Annotated in this window: 17 protein-coding genes; 4 read left to right on the top strand and 13 right to left on the bottom strand. The window is 59.6% G+C overall.

Going from position 1 to position 14,176, the window contains the following annotated elements; all coding sequences use genetic code 11:
• Positions 1 to 12: 12 nt before the first annotated feature.
• The 6 genes from ACQK2Q_RS03645 to ACQK2Q_RS03620 all read right to left on the bottom strand — a co-directional run bounded on the left by ACQK2Q_RS03645 (position 13) and on the right by ACQK2Q_RS03620 (position 4,331).
• On the bottom strand, positions 13 to 561 hold the full coding sequence (locus ACQK2Q_RS03645) for a MerR family transcriptional regulator (protein WP_425408393.1): 549 nt from the start codon (positions 559 to 561) through the stop codon (positions 13 to 15).
• 39 nt (positions 562 to 600) lie between these two features.
• Positions 601 to 918: an integration host factor subunit alpha gene (locus ACQK2Q_RS03640; RefSeq protein WP_425408392.1), complete on the bottom strand. Its 318-nt coding sequence runs from the start codon at positions 916 to 918 to the stop codon at positions 601 to 603.
• 116 nt (positions 919 to 1,034) lie between these two features.
• Complete coding sequence (locus ACQK2Q_RS03635; protein WP_425408391.1) at positions 1,035 to 2,006, bottom strand: beta-ketoacyl-ACP synthase III; 972 nt, start codon at positions 2,004 to 2,006, stop codon at positions 1,035 to 1,037.
• Positions 2,003 to 3,094: a phosphate acyltransferase PlsX gene (plsX, locus tag ACQK2Q_RS03630; protein ID WP_425408390.1), complete on the bottom strand. Its 1,092-nt coding sequence runs from the start codon at positions 3,092 to 3,094 to the stop codon at positions 2,003 to 2,005. Before plsX ends, ACQK2Q_RS03635 begins: the two co-directional genes overlap by 4 nt.
• Positions 3,095 to 3,225: 131 nt before the next feature.
• Positions 3,226 to 3,774 carry a YceD family protein gene (locus ACQK2Q_RS03625; protein WP_425408389.1) on the bottom strand — a complete coding sequence of 183 codons (549 nt, stop codon included), beginning with the start codon at positions 3,772 to 3,774 and terminating at the stop codon, positions 3,226 to 3,228.
• Between the two features lie 2 nt (positions 3,775 to 3,776).
• Positions 3,777 to 4,331, bottom strand: coding sequence for a ubiquinol-cytochrome C chaperone family protein (locus ACQK2Q_RS03620; protein WP_425408388.1), 555 nt, complete (start codon positions 4,329 to 4,331; stop codon positions 3,777 to 3,779).
• 193 nt (positions 4,332 to 4,524) lie between these two features.
• On the opposite strand from ACQK2Q_RS03620, the gene ACQK2Q_RS03615 reads away from it, so the two are divergent.
• Positions 4,525 to 4,983, top strand: a complete 459-nt coding sequence (locus ACQK2Q_RS03615; protein ID WP_425408387.1) for an outer membrane protein assembly factor BamE — start codon at positions 4,525 to 4,527, stop codon at positions 4,981 to 4,983.
• Between the two features lie 11 nt (positions 4,984 to 4,994).
• Here ACQK2Q_RS03615 and thiL read toward each other — a convergent pair whose 3' ends face one another.
• Genes thiL through glyA form a run of 4 tightly spaced genes read right to left on the bottom strand, consistent with a single transcriptional unit; the run spans position 4,995 to position 8,285 of the window.
• Positions 4,995 to 5,978: a thiamine-phosphate kinase gene (gene thiL / locus ACQK2Q_RS03610; protein WP_425408386.1), complete on the bottom strand. Its 984-nt coding sequence runs from the start codon at positions 5,976 to 5,978 to the stop codon at positions 4,995 to 4,997.
• A gap of 14 nt (positions 5,979 to 5,992) precedes the next feature.
• Positions 5,993 to 6,487: a transcription antitermination factor NusB gene (gene nusB / locus ACQK2Q_RS03605; protein ID WP_425411112.1), complete on the bottom strand. Its 495-nt coding sequence runs from the start codon at positions 6,485 to 6,487 to the stop codon at positions 5,993 to 5,995.
• A gap of 10 nt (positions 6,488 to 6,497) precedes the next feature.
• A complete protein-coding gene (gene nrdR, locus ACQK2Q_RS03600) occupies positions 6,498 to 6,959 on the bottom strand; it encodes a transcriptional regulator NrdR (protein WP_425408385.1) in 462 nt (153 codons plus the stop codon).
• Between the two features lie 30 nt (positions 6,960 to 6,989).
• Positions 6,990 to 8,285 carry a serine hydroxymethyltransferase gene (glyA, locus tag ACQK2Q_RS03595; protein WP_425408384.1) on the bottom strand — a complete coding sequence of 432 codons (1,296 nt, stop codon included), beginning with the start codon at positions 8,283 to 8,285 and terminating at the stop codon, positions 6,990 to 6,992.
• A 397-nt stretch (positions 8,286 to 8,682) separates the two neighbouring features.
• On the opposite strand from glyA, the gene ACQK2Q_RS03590 reads away from it, so the two are divergent.
• The 3 genes from ACQK2Q_RS03590 to ACQK2Q_RS03580 all read left to right on the top strand — a co-directional run bounded on the left by ACQK2Q_RS03590 (position 8,683) and on the right by ACQK2Q_RS03580 (position 11,313).
• Positions 8,683 to 9,150, top strand: a complete 468-nt coding sequence (locus ACQK2Q_RS03590; RefSeq protein ID WP_425408383.1) for a MucR family transcriptional regulator — start codon at positions 8,683 to 8,685, stop codon at positions 9,148 to 9,150.
• 571 nt (positions 9,151 to 9,721) lie between these two features.
• The gene (locus ACQK2Q_RS03585) at positions 9,722 to 10,012 is read left to right on the top strand and encodes a DUF1153 domain-containing protein (protein ID WP_425408382.1); all 291 of its coding nucleotides are present in this window, start codon (positions 9,722 to 9,724) and stop codon (positions 10,010 to 10,012) included.
• 203 nt (positions 10,013 to 10,215) lie between these two features.
• The gene (locus ACQK2Q_RS03580; protein ID WP_425408381.1) at positions 10,216 to 11,313 is read left to right on the top strand and encodes a hypothetical protein; all 1,098 of its coding nucleotides are present in this window, start codon (positions 10,216 to 10,218) and stop codon (positions 11,311 to 11,313) included.
• A 108-nt stretch (positions 11,314 to 11,421) separates the two neighbouring features.
• Here the strand turns inward: ACQK2Q_RS03580 and ACQK2Q_RS03575 are convergent, their stop codons facing one another.
• The 3 genes from ACQK2Q_RS03575 to ACQK2Q_RS03565 form a co-directional block, all read right to left on the bottom strand.
• The gene (locus ACQK2Q_RS03575; protein WP_425408380.1) at positions 11,422 to 12,609 is read right to left on the bottom strand and encodes a peptidoglycan DD-metalloendopeptidase family protein; all 1,188 of its coding nucleotides are present in this window, start codon (positions 12,607 to 12,609) and stop codon (positions 11,422 to 11,424) included.
• A gap of 86 nt (positions 12,610 to 12,695) precedes the next feature.
• Positions 12,696 to 13,457 (bottom strand): 5'/3'-nucleotidase SurE, encoded by a 762-nt coding sequence (gene surE / locus ACQK2Q_RS03570; protein ID WP_425408379.1) that lies wholly within the window; start codon positions 13,455 to 13,457, stop codon positions 12,696 to 12,698.
• 8 nt (positions 13,458 to 13,465) lie between these two features.
• Positions 13,466 to 14,176, bottom strand: a complete 711-nt coding sequence (locus ACQK2Q_RS03565) for a phosphatase PAP2 family protein (RefSeq protein WP_425408378.1) — start codon at positions 14,174 to 14,176, stop codon at positions 13,466 to 13,468.

Genomic DNA, 14,176 nt, shown 5'->3' with positions numbered 1-14,176 from the left:
AATAAGAAAAGTTTACTCCGCCGCGGCGCCGTGCGCCTTTTGCGGCATGCGCCCGTCATCGTCGGCGTCAATCGCCTCCAGCGCCAGGGTCGCTTCGTCCAGCGCGTCCTGCACGGTTTCGAGCCGGGAAAGCAGCGCTTTCAGGGTGCGCCGGATTTCCGGCGCCAGCGAAGCCGATTTTACGGCGGCATCAGCGCCAAGTTCCAGAACGTCTTCTTCAGCCGGCGCGGGCGCGTCTTCATCGTCGATAATCGGCCGCACGTCGATCGACTCCCCAGCAGCGGCGCGGCGGCCGAGCTCCGAGACATATTTAACGCCCTCGTCCTTGAAAATCTTCTGCACGCCCTTGGTCGTGTAGCGCTGGTCGTAGAGCAGAACCCGGATGCCGCGTAACAGGTCGATGTCCAGCGGGCGGTAATACCGCCGCCCGCCGGCGCGCCGCATGGGCCTGACCTGCCCGAACACTTCCTCCCAATGGCGCAGCACATGCTGCGGCACGTCCAGTTCCCTGGCCGCTTCTGAGATGGTTCGGAAGGCATCGGCGGATTTCGCGACGGACATATACACCGCTTTATGTGTGGGGCGCGCCCCTGATGAAATTTATTCAGCCGCGTCAGTCTGACGGTGGCTCGCATTAATCTGGTCTTTTAACACATGGGAGGCGCGGAACGTAATGACGCGGCGCGGCGCGATCGGCACTTCCTCGCCGGTTTTGGGGTTGCGCCCCATACGGAGTTTTTTATCCCGGACCGAGAACGTGCCGAATGACGACACTTTCACCGTTTCGCCCTTTTCGAGCGTACCCGAGACCTCGTCGAGAATGCGTTCAACGAACGCCGCCGATTCGTTTCGCGAAATCCCCAGCGAGCGGTAAACCGCGTCAGTCAGGTCAGCTCGCGTGATTGTTTTTCCCGTCATGCTCGCCCTTCCGGCATATCGATCCCAACGGTTTGCAAGGTTAACGTCGGACCGCCCCCCCGGTCAATAAGGCCGTGCAATATGTTGCCTATTTTTCAGTAAGTTAGGCGTAAAACCTAGACGCGCATCAAGGCCGCGCCCCAGGTCAGGCCGCCGCCCATCGCCTCAAACAGCACAAGGTCGCCTTTTTTGATGCGGCCATCGGCGACGCCCGCGCAATAGGCGAGCGGTATGGAAGCGGCGGAGGTGTTGCCCTGGCCCGCAATGGTGGAAATCACCTGATCGTTGCGCAGGTCCAGCTTTTTCACCACGCCCTGAATGATCCGCTCATTCGCCTGATGCGGCACGAACCAGTCAATGTCGGTAACAGGCACATTGGCCTCTTCGCACACGGCGACCATCGCCTGCGAAATGCGCGTCACCGCCTCGCGAAATACTTTATTGCCCTGCATGCGCACATATCCGGTGGATTGCGTCGCGGAAACGCCGCCGTCCACATAAAGCAGGTCCACCAGGCGGCCGTCGCAGCGCAGAAAACTCGCCATGACGCCGCGATCGCCCGCTTCGCTTTCTTCCTGCGCTTCCAGAACGAATGCGCCCGCGCCGTCGCCGAACAGAACGCATGTACCGCGATCCTCCCAGTCGAGAATGCGCGAAAATGTTTCCGCCCCGATGACAAGCGCGCGCTTGTGCTGACCGGCGCAGAGAAATTTTTCCGCCGTCGAAAGGGCGTAGACAAAGCCGGTGCACACCGCCTGAATATCGAACGCCGCGCCCGCGCCGGCGCCGATTTTCGCCTGCACAATCGCCGCGGTGGAAGGAAATGTAAGGTCCGGCGTCGTCGTCGCCACGATAATCAGATCGATGTCGTCGGCGGTAAGACCGGCGTCTTTCAACGCCGCGCGCGCGGCATGGGCGGCAAGATCGGAGGTGAGTTCGCCTTCAGACGCAACGTGACGTTCGCGAATGCCTGTGCGTTCGCGAATCCATTCATCGCTCGTATCCACGCGCTTTGACAGATCATCGTTTGTGAGAACTTTTTCAGGAAGAAAAGCGCCGCAACCTCGCAGAACCGCTTTAAAACTCATACCACCGCCGCTTTTACATTCATATCTTCGGTTAGTTTTTCGGACAACTCCTCGCGCCGCTTCATGACCGCCTTGACCGTCGTTGTCACTTCCTCATGGAACGGCCGTTTGGCGAGGCTCGCCGCCATCTTGATTGCGCTGGCGACGCCGCGCGCGTCCGAGCCGCCATGACTTTTCACAACGACGCCGTTAACGCCGAGAAAAACTCCCCCGTTATTCGAAGAAGGATCGATCCGGTCCTTCAGTTTTCGAAGCCCCGGCGCCATCATCAAGGCGCCCAGCTTGGCGTTTAACGTACCCGTCAGGGTTTCCTTCATCCACTGACCCAGCAGGCGTGCGGCGCCTTCCGCGGATTTGAGCGCGATATTGCCGGTAAATCCGTCCGTCACGACAACGTCGACCGTGCCTTTCGATATGTCATTGCCTTCCACAAACCCCTTGAAGGCCATGTCGGGATCAGCCTCGCGAAGAACGCGCGCCGCGGTGCGGATCAGTTCATGGCCTTTCAGATCTTCGGCGCCGACATTTAAAAGGCCGACGGTCGGCTTTTCCACTTTCATCAGTGAACGGAAAAACGCCTCTCCCATAATGGCGAACTGCACAAGCAGGTCTTCGTCCGCTTCAACATTCGCGCCCACGTCAAGCACGACAGTACGCCCGCGCGGCGTCGGCCACAGGGCCGTCACAGCCGGCCGGTCAATGCCTTCGATCATGCCGAGCTGCTTGCGGGCGACAGCCATCAACGCGCCCGTATTGCCGCCGGAGACGACCGCCTGCGCGTCACCGGCTTCAACCGCGGCGATCGACAGCCACATGGAGGTATCGCGTCCGCGCCGCAAAACATGCATGGGCTTGTCGGTCATGGCGACGGCGTTCTGCGCGTGACGAATTTCCGAGCCGGCAAGTTCGCGGGCCGCGCTGACCAGCGGGCGAAGTTTCGTCTCGTCGCCAAAAAAAACAAAGCGCGCTTTCACGCCCTGGCGCACGGCGTAAGCCGCGCCGTCAATCACAGCCTCGGGTCCGGCGTCGCCGCCCATCGCGTCGATCGCCAGCACCGTTCCCTGACCGTTGGCCGCGTGCTTGTTCAACCTGCTAACTCCTCATGCCCGCCCGCGCTGTTCATGGCCGGTTCGCGCGTGCGGCGCAGAATATGAGCGCCCGGCGCGTCATGCAACGAAACGCAGACAAATCATATAGGACAAGTATGACGAAGGTAAAACTATTGATTTTGGTCGCTTTTTTTCAATTTTTCCCCCAATTCGGCAAACGGGGAAACGCTGCCGCCGCCGCCATAGACTTCCGCCAGGCTCGTAGCGTCGGCTTTGCGGGGAAACGGGTCCATCGCCAGCGCCAGTTGCTGGACCAGAAATTCGCCGAGATCGAAGACATCGCCTTCATGAATTTCAGGCGGCGTCGTCTCGCCGTCCCAGGCGCTCTCGTCTGCGGCGCCCCCCGCCGCAAAACCATATTCGCCGCCGCGCAGGAATGAGACTTCAAAAGTCTCGCTGATCTCTTCCGTCATCTCTTCAAGGCTGGCGACGCATTCGCGCGTCAGCGACGCGTTCAGCGCGCCCGCGACTAAAATTTCCGCTGACGACGCCGTAATATTGAGGTCGCCCTCCAGCTTGTTCACCGCAATCACGCCAAGCCTGCGGGCAATATCAAGGCGCGCATTTTCATCCGCGCGAAGTTGCGCCGATCTGCCGTGACGCGGCAGCGCGGTTATGTCGATTTCGTGTGATAATTCCGGCTTTCGCGTATCGGACATGTTCAGCTTTTCACCTCTTCCGGCTCAGGAAAAAGCGCGATCCCGCCTGCAATTCTGTTCAGCGGCTGGCCGGCGAGCGCGCCGTCGGCGCGGATTACATATTGCGCCAGCGCATGCGCCTGCGGCGCGGCTTTTTCCTCATAGACATTGCGCGATAAGGCTTCCGCGAGCGCGCTAACCGGCGCATCCGTTTTCAGGGCCGCTTCATACGCGCCGAGGCGGCCGTAAAAATTCTCCGCCAGCGCCCTGATTTTTCGCGCCACCGCCAGATCGCCCACGCCCATTTCACGCAGCGAATCGTCCATATTCTGAAACATCGTATCGAACAGGCACTGGCTGACGTCCTTGCGCCGCCTGGCGTCGTCGCCATCGCTCGCCTTCAACCGGCGCATCAACAGGTAGACATGCAGCGCCACCATCTCAAAGCGCCCTTCGGCGGTGTCGGGCACGCCATGATCGGTGTAAAAGCGTTCAAGCCGCGCCTGTTCGACGGCTTTTGCGTAAAGCGCCCCGCCGGCTTCCAGAGCGGGGTTTTTTCTGAAAAAGGCTTTCAACATGCCTGGCGTCCCCCGCGCGGATTAAAGCGCGATCCAAAGGATTTGCGACAAATTGCAATCGCTGGTATCGAAAGGCCAATTATGCCGCCCGGCCCGCCGGATCAAGACCTTCCGCGCCCCCCGGCGTAAAGCCCGGCGCAAAGATCGAGCGTCTTGGCGTTGAACAGCCGCCGCTGAGTATAGAGAAAGCGTTATGATGAGAATTCTCCTCCTCGCCCTTGTTTTCGCCAGCCTTCAGGCCTGCGTTTCCGTGCGGTCCAGTCATGGCTATGTTCTGGAGCGCGACCAGCAGGATCTGACGGCGGAAGCCGGTTTCGACACGAAAGACTCTATTCTCGCGAAATATGGCGAGCCGTCGATGATTGGCGTTTTCGACCGCAACGCCTGGTACTATCTCTACTCCACCACGCAAACCCGCGCCTTTTTCAAGCCCCGCACAAATGCACGCAGGGTCGTCGCGATCAAATTCGATGAAGATGGCTCTGTTACGGAAATCGATGAGTACGATCTTGCGGACGGCGAAGAAATCCGCACGGTTTCCCGGGAAACCCCGACACGCGGCAAGACGCTCAACTTCTGGGAGCAGCTTCTCGGCAATGTGGGCGCGCTGCCGGCGGCGATCGGCGAAGAAGGCCCGACCCCCGGCCAGTAAGAACGCCGTTTCTACTTTTTGAAATGATCGTAACCGGACGCCGGCGCGGCGATTTCCGCGCCGCTCTCGTTTAAAAGACCAACGCCGGCGCCGCGGGTCAGCGTGCCGATCCGCGTGACGTCCGTACGCGACGCTTTGGCGGCGACGGTAACGGACCGGCGCATGGCCGGCGGCGCGGCGAACAGTATTTCGTAATCGTCGCCCGACGTCGCCAGCGCCGCCAGCGCACGCCAGCGATTATCCTGCGCCGCGATCCATGCGCCGGCTGCGGCGGATCTCGGCACCGCCACGGCGTCGATCGCTGCGCGCAATCCGCTCATTTCCGCCAGATGACCCGCGTCGGCCAGCAGGCCGTCAGACACGTCGATCGCCGCCGTTGCGAGGCCGGCGATCGCTGTTCCCAGCGTCAGGCGCGGCTCGGGCAGTTGATAGCGCGAGACAAGCGAGGCCTTGTCCACGGTGGTGAACTTGAACTCTTTCTTCAGCGCCGCCAGGCCAAGGCCGGAATCGCCAATTGTTCCTGATACGTATAAATCATCGCCTAGCAAGCCGCCGTTGCGGCGCGTCACGCCCTGTTTCGGCGGCGTGCCGAAAAACGTCGCCGACAATGTCAGCGGCGCGGTCTTCAAATTATGCGCCGTCGTATCCCCGCCAAATAGCGAAATGCGGAATGTTTCCTGATCTTCCTTCAATCCTTGTGCGAACAGTTCTATCTGTTCGCGTTTCGCATTCGCAGGCCACACGCATCCGAGAAAATACCCGACAGGTTTGGCGCCTTTCGCGGCGAGGTCGGAAAGGTTCGCGCGGATAAGCTTGCGCGCAACGAGGTCAAGCGGATCTTTCGGCAGGAAATGAACGCCGGCGACCATCAGATCTTTCGTGACGACATAATCCTGGCGCTGCAACAGGGCGGCATCGTCTGTCAGGTCAAACGCTTCCGGCGCATCCGCCGCGAGCGGCGCAAAAATCTCGCGTATAATATCGAATTCACCCATAAAGGCTTTGCAGCTTATACGCGCATTTCGTCATCGCGCGCTTCCTTTGCGGCTGCATCGAGAATCGCATTGACGAAACCGGGTTCGTCGTCTTCGAAAAAAGCATTGGCGATGTCGACATATTCGTTGATCACAACCTTATAGGGCACGTCAGGCCGGCGGATCAGTTCGTAAAGGCCGGCGCGCAGGATCGCCCGCACGGTTGCGTCAAGGCGCGAAAGCCGCCAGCCGGTGGAAAGCTGGCGCTGCAGATAAGGATCGAGGCGCGCCTGCGTCTCCACCGCGCCGCGCAAAATATCGGAGAAGAACGCAGCATCCGCCGCGTGAATGCGCTCGCCCTCAAGCTCGGCGCCGAGGCGGTGATCCTTGAATTCGCGAATGGTCGCTTCCACGCCCTGCCCGGCGCTTTCCATCTGGTAGAGCGCCTGCACGGCGGCGAGCCGCGCCGCGGAGCGCGACGGCGCGTTTTCTTTGCCAGTCTTCGGATGGCCGCTGTCTGCGGGCGCCATTGCGCTTGCCTCACTCATGGTCTGCTTCATCCATACCGCCCAAAAACTGCTCAAAGTCTTTGGCTTCCCGGAAGTTTTTATAAACGGATGCATACCGCACATAAGCGACGTCATCGAGCTTTGCGAGCCCTTCCATGACTAGCTCCCCGATCTTTTTGGACTCAATCTCGCTTTCGCCAGTCGCTTCAAGCCGGCGTACTATGCCGGAAACCATCTGTTCAACACGTTCAGGCTCGAACTCGCGCTTGCGCAGAGCAATCAGAACAGACCGCATCAGCTTGTCGCGGTCAAAGGGCGCGCGTTTGCCGGTGCTTTTCAAAACGATCAATTCGCGCAGTTGCACCCGTTCAAATGTCGTGAACCGGCCGCCGCAAGCCGAACATTCGCGCCGGCGGCGGACAGACGCGCCATCCTCTGCGGGCCGGGAGTCCTTGACCTGTGTTTCATCGCTTCCGCAAAAAGGACAACGCATATTCTCTTCCCCGCCTTTTTGCGGCGCCGATCAATTGTAAATTGGAAAGCGCGCTGTCAAATCTTTGACGCGCGCGCCGACAGCCGCTTCGGCATCGGCGCTGGGCTCGCCTTTCTCCGCCAGCGCATCCAGCACTTCAGCCATCATCGCGCCGATCTCCCGGAATTCAGCGGCGCCGAATCCGCGCGTCGTACCCGCCGGCGAGCCGACGCGCAGCCCCGACGTCACCGTGAATTTTTCAGGATCGAACGGCACCCCGTTTTTATTGCAGGTGATGCCGGCGCGCTCCAGACTTTCTTCAGCAGCATTGCCCTTGACGCCTTTGGGGCGCAAATCCACCAGCGCCAGATGCGAATCTGTGCCGCCGGATATGACGGCGTAACCAGCCTCGACCAGCGCGGCGGCCAGCGCCTGCGCATTTTCAACGACGGCGCGCGCATAGCTGCGAAATTCCGGCTGCAACGCTTCGCCGAACGCCGCCGCCTTGGCGGCCACGATATGCATCAGCGGACCGCCCTGAATGCCGGGAAACAACGCCGAACGGATTTTTTTGGCGAGCGCCTTGTCATTGGTCAGCACCAGCCCGCCGCGCGGTCCGCGCAGCGTCTTGTGCGTCGTCGTCGTCACCACATGCGCATGCTCCATGGGATTGGGATAAACGCCGCCCGCCACAAGACCGGCGAAATGCGCCATGTCGACCATGAAAACCGCGCCGACAGAATCGGCGATCTCGCGAAACCGTTTGAAATCGATAATGCGCGAATAGGCGCTGCCGCCGGCGATAATAACTTTGGGCTTGTGCTCTTTGGCCAGACTTTCGAGCTCATCGAAGTCAATCAGATGATCGTCTTTTCGCACGCCATAGGAAACAGCATTGAACCATTTGCCGGATTGGTTGGCGGCGCCGCCATGCGTCAGGTGACCGCCGGACGCCAGATCCATGCCTAAAAACGTATCGCCAGGTTTCATGACCGCCATGAAAACGCTTTGGTTGGCCTGACTGCCGGAATGCGGCTGCACGATAGCCTCTTCGCAATCAAAGAGCTTTCTGGCGCGCGCGATAGCGAGTTCCTCAACCTCATCGACAAACTCGCAGCCGCCATAATAGCGCCGCCCCGGATAGCCTTCGGCGTATTTGTTCGTCAGCACCGAACCGGCCGCTTCCAGCACTGCGCGCGAGACGATATTTTCAGACGCGATAAGTTCGATCTGCTCCTGCTGACGCTTTAATTCGCGCTGCATGGCGCCGAAAAGATCATTATCGGCCTGCGCCAGCGAATCCTGAAAAAATCCTTCCGGCGATTGATATTCGTCCACAGCGCTCATCAAGACGTCTCCTTACAATTCCAGCGGCGGCGCAGGCGTAGCGCGGAACGGCCGCGCTTCAAACCCGGCCGACATATAGGCGCAAGCGCCGGGTGCGGCAACGAAGCTTGTTTTGGCGAATAAATAGTGCGGTCGTCCTAACTGGTCTGTTAGTTTTTCTGATAAAGAATCGACAAAAGAAAATCCTGGTAAATCATCATAAGTTGAAGTCCGATTCGCCATAATTATCTTAAACTTCACGTCAATAAAGCTTGAAAATAAACCGATTCACCGCTACCGCCTTCGGCGGGCTGGTGCCAAATGCGTACAATTGTGCGTAAAGTTGAATTGCGACGGGAGAACCAGTTGTTCGTTAAACTGCGGACGCACGGGGCCGGTCGATATGGAGTAGACCAGAATGGCAACAAAAAAACCGGACTCGCCTGAAGCAGTCAGTGCGATCCATCTGGCCAGCGACATCGTCGCGGCCTATGTCGGAAACAACTCGGTTAAAACAGAAGAGCTTCCCGCACTTTTACACGATGTTTATACGGCTGTTTCCGGTCTTGCTGAAGAAGGCGCGGCTTTCATCAGTAATCGCGAACCGGCTGTGCCGATCAACAAGTCAGTCACACCCGATTTCGTTATATGCCTCGAAGACGGCAAGAAATTAAAAATGCTAAAGCGCTACCTGCGGACGCATTATAATTTGTCTCCTGAAGAATACCGGCGCAAATGGGGCCTGCCTGCGGATTATCCCATGGTGGCGCCGAATTACGCTAAAAGACGCTCTCAGTTTGCCAAAGACATTGGGCTGGGAACGGCGGCGACGAAAAAACGCCGTACGGTGAAAAAGAAAAAAACCACGCGCAAAAAACGCGCGTAAGACACTTCCGACCATCCAATGAATACAAATCAGCACCGGCTGCGTCTGTAGCGGCCGGTGCGTTTTTTGTTTTAGGGTCGCGAATGGCGTATATTCAGCGTCAGCACGCATCATTTTTAAGTAGCCGACGCATTCAATTATTTTGAAAAGTCCGTATTTGACATTAACTTTCAGTTTTCCGGCGTATCCGGCCGCGCTTGTCCTGTTTTGATACGTTCGTTGTGCGCCGGGCAGCCTCAGTGCGCATGCCGCGCAATGCGCTTTCGCATAAAACGGCGTTCCTTAGCTGCTAAACCCAAAGTTTTTTGACGCGCACGCTGGGCCGGGGGGCGCAAAGGCTGATGGTGTTGGGCTGGATATATTTCCGGGAAAAGCGCGGCGCGCGCGCCAATTATATCGAAATGAGCCACTAAAGATAAAATTGTTTCGAACCTGTACAGGTTCGAGCTTTAATTTTCACGAATAATCAACCACTTAGAGAAGCTTTTACCATGATGTTTAGCCGTTTTTTAAAAGCGGTGCGCCTAATCTGCGTCAGAACATAGTTGCGTATATGGGGACTTGTACTTTGATGACTGTCGCTGCTGACAATGCCGCGCCGCCCGTAAATTCCGACGCTTACGTCATCGGACCGGACGGCACGCCGCTCACCTTACGGGATCTCCCGCCGCCAACCACGAAGCGTTGGGTCATTCGCAGAAAAGCGGAAGTCGTGGCCGCCGTGCGCGGGGGCCTGTTGACCCTTGAAGAAGCCTGTGACCGCTACACGCTCACGGTTGAAGAATTTTTATCCTGGCAAAAGGCAATCGATCAGTTCGGCCTGCCGGGCTTGCGCGCAACCCGCGTGCAGCAATACCGATAACCCCTCCAACTTTTCGGTTATTTCGATGCCCCGCCGGCCAGTCCGGCGGGTTTTTCTTATCCGGCGCCCGAACCGGCCGGAATTTCCGCCCGGCTGGCATGCGGGACTGAAAACCGTTACCATCGCCCGAGGTAGGCAAGACGAACGCCGAAAGCCAGCGCCCCCTCGCTGGCGGCAGGCCCAATACCGTCGGTTGTGTTCATATGATGAAATTCATCGCCTCGGATCTTGACGCGGCGAAAAACAAAGCGCGAAGAGCCCTTGGCGAGCAGGCCACGATTGTTTCCGTGCGGGAACTGCCGAGCGGCGACGTGGAAGTGACCGCGTCCGACAAGGCGGCGCCCGCCGCGCCCCAGCCCGCGCCCAAAGCGAGCTTCGCCGGCGCGGCGAGAGACGCGGTCGATGAAGGCCCGTTCAAGATGGGCGCCGGGGCCCGTCTGAACGAAACCATTGAAACCAAGTTTTCAGCCGACGCCCTGTCGAAGCTGTCGAGTTCGCTCACCGGCGGGAAATCCAGAAAATCGCTGGATATGAGCAACGCCACTGTGCGCGCCATGGCGGAAATCCTGGCGCCGCACGGCGTCGGCGAGGCGCTGCTCGCCGCGCTCATCGAGGGCGCGCGCCATTCCGATATCGATGAAGATCTCTACCGGCTGGAGACGGCCTTCAGCAAGGCGTTTACTTTTGCGCCCCTGTCGCTCGCGCCCTCCAATCCGGTGATGCTGGTAGGCCCGACGGGCGCTGGCAAAACCTCCAGCGGCGCCAAACTCGCCGCGCTGGCGCAAGGACAGGGCGCAAAGGCGTTCATGATCACGGCCGATGTGGGCCGCGCCGGCGCCGTCGATCAGATCCGGGCCTATGGGGACGCGCTTGGCGCGGAATATTTCATCGCCGAAAGCCCCCTGGATGTGGCGCAGATTTTACGCAGCCACCGGCCCACCGGCGCGGTTATTTTCGATACGCCGGGCGTCAGCCCTTATGACAGCGGCGACGTTGCGGCGCTGCGCAGCTATCGCGAAGCGGCCGACGCCGAGCCGGTGCTTGTCCTGCCCGCCAGCGGCGACGCTGACGAATATGTCGACTGGGCGCTGGCGTTTAAGGAGATCGGCGTCAAACGCTGTATCTTGACGAAGTTCGACGCCACCAAACGCGTTGGCGCGGGGCTAAGGGCGGCGTTCGAGGCGGGACTGGCGCTCGCGCATTTCTCAGAGACCGCGTTTATCTCCGAAGGCGTCCTCGACGCCACGCCGGAATTTCTGGCGCGCCGTCTGATCGCCAGCCGGCCCGGAAAAATCGGCTAAGAAAAAAGCGGGCGCGAAGGCCCGCTTTGAAGTACGCTACATAGTTTCTTCTTTATACTGATACTCTTTACTGAACGCGCTTCACCCTCCCCGCTTTCGCAGCGGTTGTTATGGATTGCCCAGAAGCGCAACCGGATCGACGGTTTGCAGCTCCTGGCGGATTTCAAAATGCAGTTGCGGCGTCGTCACGGCGCCGGTCTGACCGACTTTCGCGATCACCTGCCCTTTACGAATCTGATCGCCTTTTTTCACCAGCATGGTGTCGTTATGGGCGTAGGCGGTGACAAACCCATCTGCGTGTTTGACGAGAAGAAGGTTGCCGAAACCTTCCAGCTCAGCGCCGCGATAAACAACCTGGCCGTCCGCCGCCGCGCGCACCGGCGCGCCGACCGGCGCGGCGATGTTGACGCCGTCATTGCGCCGGCCAAGATTGCCGGAGCCGTATTCTGAAATGATCCTGCCGCGCACGGGCCAGTCAAACATCGTTTTTGATGACGTCGCCGGCTGCGGCGTATAGGCGACATTGCGCGCGATTTCGGCGACGTCTTTCGTCTCAGGCTCCGCCGCTCTTGCAGGTTCGGATTTGGGGTCGGCTTTTGCGACCCGGAGCGCGCCCACCGGGGCCTGCGGAATTAAGAGACGCTGACCGATATCGAGATTGTAAGGCGCACGCAGACGGTTCGCGGATGCGATATCGCCGACGCTTACGCCGGCCCGTTTCGAGATAGAATAGAGCGTATCGCCGCGCTGGACTGAATAGAGCTGATCTTTCGCCGCCACGCGCCGTGTTGGCGCATCCGCCGCCATGACCGTGGAGCCTGACGGCAATTTCAGCGCCTGACCGACCTGCAGCGCGTAAGGCGCTTTCAGATCATTCGCCTTAATAATCGCGTCAGGCGCGACGGAAAACCGCCGCGCAATGGCGTAGACCGTATCGCCGCGCCGCACTTCGATATAGCCCTTGGCCTTATGCGGGTGCGGCTGCACGGAAACAGTCCGGGCTTTTTGCGGCTCGTCCAGATAGACAGCCGACACCGGCGTCAGTTGCGCAGGTCTTGCCGCGGCGGTCTGCCGGACCGGCGGCTGATAGACGGGCTCTTGATACTCCGCCGCGCGGGTGCGCGCCGAAGTTTGCCGGGCCATGCGCTGTTCGCGATAAATCTCGTCCGCAGAATGGTAGATGCGTGTTGTGCTGTCCGGGCCGCCGCCATAGACGACCGGCGCCTGGTTATGAGAACCGCAAGCCGCGACTGCAAAAATAGAACTGGCTAGCAACGCCGCGCGTACGCTTTTCATCGCCCCTCCTCAAAACTTGAATACCGCCGATTCGATGCGACGTTTGACTTCTTTGGTTAACAAGTCGTTAAGAATGGTAAAGATTGTTAAGATTTCATCAGCGCTTTCGTGAGCGACGCGAAAGAGTCTTCATGGGTCAGCGCCAGATGCAGCGGCGTGATGGAGATTTTTCCGTCATAAACCGCGCGCAAGTCCGTCCCTTCCGGCGGATTGGAGCGTGCGCCTGTGTGACCGTACCAGTAATAAGTGCCGCCCCGCAGATCCTGCCGTTCTTCGGCGAAGAGCTGAAACGCGTCGCGATGGCCCTGGCGCGTGACTTCGACGCCCGCGACATCGTCGGGCGCGCAGTCCGGAAAATTCACATTGACGACAACGTCGCTCGGCCAGCCGGCTTTTAAAAGATCGCGCACGATCTGCGCACCGTGCGCTTCGGGTGTTTCCCATCTGGCGTTATGCCGCTCCAGCCGCGAAAGCGACAGAGCGATGGAGGGCACGCCCAGCGACATGCCCTGGAACGCCGCTGCGATCGTGCCGGAAACCGTCACATCCTCGGCGAGATTCTGACCGTTGTTGACGCCGGAAAGAATGAGGTCGGGCTTTTTGTCTCCCATGATGCGGGTCACGCCCATCACCACTGCGTCGCTGGGCGTGCCGGAAACAGAAAAGCGTCTTTCGTCATACTGGCGGAAACGCAAGGGATGCGCGAGCGTCAGCGCGCGCGCGGCGCCGGACTGTTCCTCCTGCGGAGCGACAACCCAGACATCATCGGATAGTGCGCGCGCGATTTTTTCAAGGCTTTCAAGCCCGCGCGCATGAACGCCGTCGTCGTTGGAACAAAGAATACGCATATACAGCCTTAATTCTCTTTCTGGCCGGAACGCGCCAGACGCCAGGCCACAAGCCACCACAGCGCCGCCCATGCCGCGCCCAGCGCCCAGCCGGCCAGCACGTCGGTTGGCCAATGAACGCCCAGATAAACACGGCTCGCGCCGATCATGATCGTCACCAGCACCGCATAAAACATGATCAGCGCGCGCTCGCGGCGGCGTTCGTGGAACCGCGCCAGCAAGGCGCCGAGCGTCAGATAGATCACCGCCGACAGCATGGCGTGACCGCTCGGGAAACTCAATGAATGCACTTCAGTGAGTTGCGGCACAAGCTCAGGACGCGGCCGGCCGAACTGCACTTTCAGCGCTTCGCTGAGAAAAACGCCGCTGATGGAAGCGCCGGCGACAATCAGCGCGTTTTTCCATTTGTTCCTGATCAGAAGATAGCCGACGACGCTTGAGACCAGCAGCGTCAACACGATGTAGCCGCCAAGCGCAGTGATATCGGCGACGCCAAGCTCCACCCAGCCGGGCCCGATCGGATCGTTCGTATCCGCCGGGGAGCGCAACGCCAGCAAGATGGACTCATCGAAACCGTGGCTGTCGCCTTCCCCCATTTCGTCGGCGATTTCGGCGAAGACCAATAGCCCGAGAGCCGCCACCGTCAGCGCCGCCAGCGCGCCAAGTTCGCCGCGCGCGCGTTCCAGCGCCGCGCGGATGAGCGGATGCTTTTGCAACAT

It is taken from the genome of Hyphococcus sp. (genome assembly GCF_965228385.1).
Lineage (GTDB): Bacteria > Pseudomonadota > Alphaproteobacteria > Caulobacterales > Parvularculaceae > Hyphococcus.
Note: the sequence above shows the minus strand (reverse complement) of the source record. Positions and strands in the feature narration are given on the sequence as shown.

Coding starts and splice junctions, on each gene's coding strand:
- ACQK2Q_RS03625 (WP_425408389.1), bottom strand. CDS start 3,774: ATGTCCGATACGCGAAAGCCGGAATTATCACACGAAATCGACATAACC.
- ACQK2Q_RS03615 (WP_425408387.1), top strand. CDS start 4,525: ATGATGAGAATTCTCCTCCTCGCCCTTGTTTTCGCCAGCCTTCAGGCC.
- ACQK2Q_RS03585 (WP_425408382.1), top strand. CDS start 9,722: ATGACTGTCGCTGCTGACAATGCCGCGCCGCCCGTAAATTCCGACGCT.
- thiL (WP_425408386.1), bottom strand. CDS start 5,978: ATGGGTGAATTCGATATTATACGCGAGATTTTTGCGCCGCTCGCGGCG.
- nrdR (WP_425408385.1), bottom strand. CDS start 6,959: ATGCGTTGTCCTTTTTGCGGAAGCGATGAAACACAGGTCAAGGACTCC.
- ACQK2Q_RS03565 (WP_425408378.1), bottom strand. CDS start 14,176: ATGTTGCAAAAGCATCCGCTCATCCGCGCGGCGCTGGAACGCGCGCGC.
- ACQK2Q_RS03580 (WP_425408381.1), top strand. CDS start 10,216: ATGATGAAATTCATCGCCTCGGATCTTGACGCGGCGAAAAACAAAGCG.
- ACQK2Q_RS03640 (WP_425408392.1), bottom strand. CDS start 918: ATGACGGGAAAAACAATCACGCGAGCTGACCTGACTGACGCGGTTTAC.
- ACQK2Q_RS03645 (WP_425408393.1), bottom strand. CDS start 561: ATGTCCGTCGCGAAATCCGCCGATGCCTTCCGAACCATCTCAGAAGCG.
- ACQK2Q_RS03575 (WP_425408380.1), bottom strand. CDS start 12,609: ATGAAAAGCGTACGCGCGGCGTTGCTAGCCAGTTCTATTTTTGCAGTC.
- ACQK2Q_RS03635 (WP_425408391.1), bottom strand. CDS start 2,006: ATGAGTTTTAAAGCGGTTCTGCGAGGTTGCGGCGCTTTTCTTCCTGAA.
- ACQK2Q_RS03590 (WP_425408383.1), top strand. CDS start 8,683: ATGGCAACAAAAAAACCGGACTCGCCTGAAGCAGTCAGTGCGATCCAT.
- glyA (WP_425408384.1), bottom strand. CDS start 8,285: ATGAGCGCTGTGGACGAATATCAATCGCCGGAAGGATTTTTTCAGGAT.
- surE (WP_425408379.1), bottom strand. CDS start 13,457: ATGCGTATTCTTTGTTCCAACGACGACGGCGTTCATGCGCGCGGGCTT.
- ACQK2Q_RS03620 (WP_425408388.1), bottom strand. CDS start 4,331: ATGTTGAAAGCCTTTTTCAGAAAAAACCCCGCTCTGGAAGCCGGCGGG.
- nusB (WP_425411112.1), bottom strand. CDS start 6,487: ATGGCGCCCGCAGACAGCGGCCATCCGAAGACTGGCAAAGAAAACGCG.